This is a genomic window from Gillisia marina (genome assembly GCF_000258765.1).
Classification (GTDB): Bacteria; Bacteroidota; Bacteroidia; order Flavobacteriales; family Flavobacteriaceae; genus Gillisia; species Gillisia marina.
Genome location: NZ_AJLT01000070.1, coordinates 1 through 4,072 on the forward strand (window position 1 = coordinate 1; position 4,072 = coordinate 4,072).

At 30.9% G+C, this 4,072-nt stretch carries 6 protein-coding genes; all 6 read left to right on the plus strand.

Annotated elements, in window-relative coordinates:
• Positions 1-650 (plus strand): hypothetical protein (locus tag ON07_RS13130; RefSeq protein WP_010232335.1); only part of this gene is annotated, 650 nt, incomplete at its 5' end.
• 234 nt (positions 651-884) lie between these two features.
• Positions 885-1,304: a hypothetical protein gene (locus ON07_RS13135; protein WP_010232336.1), complete on the plus strand. Its 420-nt coding sequence runs from the start codon at positions 885-887 to the stop codon at positions 1,302-1,304.
• Positions 1,305-1,482: 178 nt separating this feature from the next.
• The gene (locus tag ON07_RS13140; protein ID WP_010232338.1) at positions 1,483-1,737 is read left to right on the plus strand and encodes a hypothetical protein; all 255 of its coding nucleotides are present in this window, start codon (positions 1,483-1,485) and stop codon (positions 1,735-1,737) included.
• Positions 1,738-1,750: 13 nt separating this feature from the next.
• Complete coding sequence (locus ON07_RS13145) at positions 1,751-2,152, plus strand: hypothetical protein (protein ID WP_155807238.1); 402 nt, start codon at positions 1,751-1,753, stop codon at positions 2,150-2,152.
• Between the two features lie 216 nt (positions 2,153-2,368).
• Positions 2,369-3,319 carry a Fic family protein gene (locus tag ON07_RS13150; protein WP_010232341.1) on the plus strand — a complete coding sequence of 317 codons (951 nt, stop codon included), beginning with the start codon at positions 2,369-2,371 and terminating at the stop codon, positions 3,317-3,319.
• Between the two features lie 204 nt (positions 3,320-3,523).
• Positions 3,524-4,072: DUF7010 family protein (locus ON07_RS13155; protein ID WP_010232343.1), on the plus strand; the 549-nt coding region annotated here is incomplete at its 3' end.

The window sequence follows — 4,072 nt, forward strand, 5'->3', positions numbered from 1 at the left end:
CCTATTTCAGTATAATACACGAAGACAGAATGAAATTAAAACTTTGGATTTTTACGCTATTTATAACAAGTGTAACGTTTTCACAATCTGAAAAGGACAAATTATTAAAACAAGATATATTCTCACTCGTCGAAGAAATGGAATTTATGTATGGATATGATCAGATCATGCGTGAATACACAATTTTTAAAACTTTTGACAAATCTGAAACCGATAGAATTGAAAATTTGCCTGATAGTTTAAGAATGAAAGAAATTTTTAAGCGTGAATTTAAATCCGACAGTATTGGAAAATTAATTTGGAAAAAATACATAAATCCAAAAGATGCAGAACATACCGAAAGAATGATTGAAATAACAAAAAAGTATGGATTCCCAAGTTTAAAGCGCTTACAACCTTTCTATGATAAAGAATTCGTTGACCCCGAATTCAATCCTTATATAATATTAGTTCATTCGCCAAAAGAATATTGGGATGAACTCAAAACTTTGATGAAAAGTGAATTAGATCAGGGTAGAATTAGCAAGTGCACGTATGGACATCTTTTATGGCAAATTACTGGAAGGAAAAGTTTTCAACCAATGTTAGATAATGGATATGAAATGGTTGAGGAAAATGGAAATATAGTTTTAAAGTCAACTTGTAAGTAAAAAACGTAGCACAACATCGTTTAACAGCAAATAGCGGGCATTCTGGTAAAATGTGCTATTTTAGACATCAAGTAACAAACCACTAAGCCGACAAGAACGCGTCCTTACTCCACGCCACTTGCGTTAAACAAGACCGTTGGCAACAAGCTTCACAAAAAATCGAATAAAGAATAATGAACTTTTTGAATATTCTAAATTTTAAATTAAAAAGAAAACCAAAAAGTCCGACTGAATTTGTCAAGAGATTCATTCGTGATAGTAAAAAAAAGTCGCGTCCAATTAGAAATAATAAGAGATTACGAGATTTTAATTCAAGTGGATTCTCTTGAATTTACACCTTCATGGTTCAAAATATTTAAAATGGATCCTGAGGAATATAAGAAAGGATATGTAATCTTCTTTATTCTAGACCGGAATGAAATGGAGAAAAACCCAAAATATATACAGTACAATAAATCGAATTTGGAGCTAATGGAACTTGAAGAAATACTTGATAAAACACCGATTAAAACATTTGCCAAATTTTTAAAAAATACGAGTGATCCTATAAAATTAGGAAAGGATATGAAGGAAGTAATAGATGCTATTTTTTCATCAAACGAAAGTGATCCAGAAGTACTTTTCAATTTAAGATACTTAGAACAGGAAGGGTAAAAGCCAGTTGCCAACATCGTTTAACAGCAAATGGCGGGTAATGTGGTGAAAAGTGCTATTTTAGAGACCAATTAAAAAACCACTAAGCCGACAAGAACGCGTCCTTACTCCACGCCACTTGCGTTAAACAAGACCGTTGTATGCAATTAAATCTCAGATTTCAAGAAAATAAATAATTATGAAACAAAGAATCTTCTTATTGATTTTATCAGGCTTTATTTTTAGCTGTAATGAAAAAACTATCTCTGAATCAGATAAAAAACAAATCATATCTGAACTGAATTATATTTATAACGCAGACCAAGAATATGCAGGTATTCCTCCTGAGAAATTAAATGAAAAATACGGTCCGCAAAAAGCTTGGGAAATATTTGAAAAAATTAGGGATAGTGTTAGTTTGGAAAATCAGTTGCGAATAAAAAAAGTTGTATGATAAATATGGCTATTTGGGATATAATGAAATTGGAGAAGAAGAATCTCATAAATTTTGGATTACAATTCAGCACGCAGACAACGATGTTGAGTTTCAACAAAAAATACTTAAAGAACTAAAGAAAGAAATTTCGAAAGACAATGCTAGCAAAGCAAATTACGCAATGCTTGAGGATAGAGTAAATATCAATTTGAATAAGAAACAAAGATTTGGAACTCAAGTAACTTATAATAACTATGGACAAGCTATACCTAAAAATGGCCTAATTGATTCAACAAATATTGAAAAAATTAGAAAAGAATTCAATTTGCCATCTTTTAAAGAATATTACAATCGTATGACTACAAGTCATTTTAAAATGAACCAAAAAGCGCTTATAAATTCAGGAATTAAAGAACCTAAGTTATACAAGTAACTGCATACAATATCGGTTACCAGCAAATAGCAGGCATTCGCATGAAAAGTGCTATTTTAGAGACCAAGTAACTAATCAACTAAGCCGACAAGAACGTGTCCCTACTCCGCGCTACTTGCGTTAACCAAGACCGTTGTACCCAATTAAAATTCATGATTTTTCCTTCCAATTTAAATAAATGAACTTACCTTTGATACTATCAAATGATACTATCAAATGAAACCTCCTTACGATATAACTCCTGAGATTTTAAGATTGATAACTTCAATTTCTGAGAAAGTTGGAGCAATAAATGCAAATTATCTTAACAAACCTTCTCCCAAACTAAGAAAGGAAAATAGAATAAAAACAATTCATTCTTCTTTAAAAATTGAGGGAAATACATTGACAGAAGAACAGATTACTGCGTTACTTGAAAACAAAAGAATAATTGGACCAAAGAAAGACATAAAGGAAGTTTTGAATGCAATTGAGATTTATGAACATTTAGAAAATTATAAACCATTTATTGAAAAATCATTCTTAGAATGCCACAAACATTTAATGGAATCTTTAATTGAAGATGCAGGAAAATACAGAAGACAAGGTGTTGGTATAATGAAAGGTTCACAAGTAGAACATTATGCTCCGCCATATGAAAATGTTCCTTTTTTAATGAAAGATTTATTTAACTATCTAAAATCATCAGAAGAAATAGAGTTAATTAAAAGCTGTGTTTTTCATTATGAAATGGAATTTATTCATCCTTTTTTGGATGGAAATGGAAGAATGGGTAGATTATGGCAAACTTTAATATTAATGGAAAAATATCCTGTTTTTGAATATTTACCCTTTGAAACATTAATAAGTAAAGACCAGGAAAAATACTATAAAGCGCTATCCGATAGTGATAAGTCAGGAAATTCAACTGCATTTATTATATATATGCTTGGAGTAATCAATAAATCATTAGAGGAATTATTTGATTATAATAGCCGAACATTAAGCCAAAAAGACCGCCTTGAGTATTTTGTATCACTCAATAAAAGAGAATTTTCTAGAAAGGATTATATGGAGATTTTTAAAGATATCTCTGTTGCAACAGCAAGTCGAGATCTGAAAAAAGGTTTGGAACTCAAATTATTTAAAAAAACAGGAGAAAAAAACAAAACTAGATATACTATTTAACTGGGTACAACATCGTTTAACAGCAAATGTCGGGCATTGTGACGAAAAGTGTTATTTTAGACACCAAGTAACAATCAACAAAACCGATAAGTTCGCGTCCTTACCCCACGCCACTTGCGTTAAACAAGACCGTTATGGTGCATTTAAGTGAAATCGTACACATAATAGAGATAAAGCCTATATTAGTTAAAACCGATAAAATAAATGATAGGAATAAAACGAACCCTCGACGAACAAAGAATTGAATTTGCCAATGGAAAATTCCTTGCTACACCATTAGCTGGAATAATTGTTTGGACTATAATTGGAATTATCGGAATTTTGTTCTCTGATTTTATAGCCGTTTGGTCGATATTTATTGGAACAGGAAGCATTGTGTATTTAGGTCTATTCCTCTCAAAATTAACAGGTGAAAATTTCCTTGATAAAAATAAACCTAAAAATGAATTCGATTCACTTTTTCTCTTCACTGTTGGGCAAGCCATTCTTGTTTATTCAATAGCAATACCATTTTTTCTTGTTGATTATTCTTCACTTCCATTGACAGTTGGAATACTGACAGGTTTGATGTGGCTTCCATTCTCTTGGATAATAAAACACTGGGTTGGAATTTTTCACACATTGACAAGAACTATTTTAGTACTTGCTCTGTGGTATCTTTTACCTGAACATAGATTTATAGCTATTCCATTTGGGATCGTTCTGATTTATATTATCACTATAATAATCTTAAAGAATAGAAAGAAATTAGAA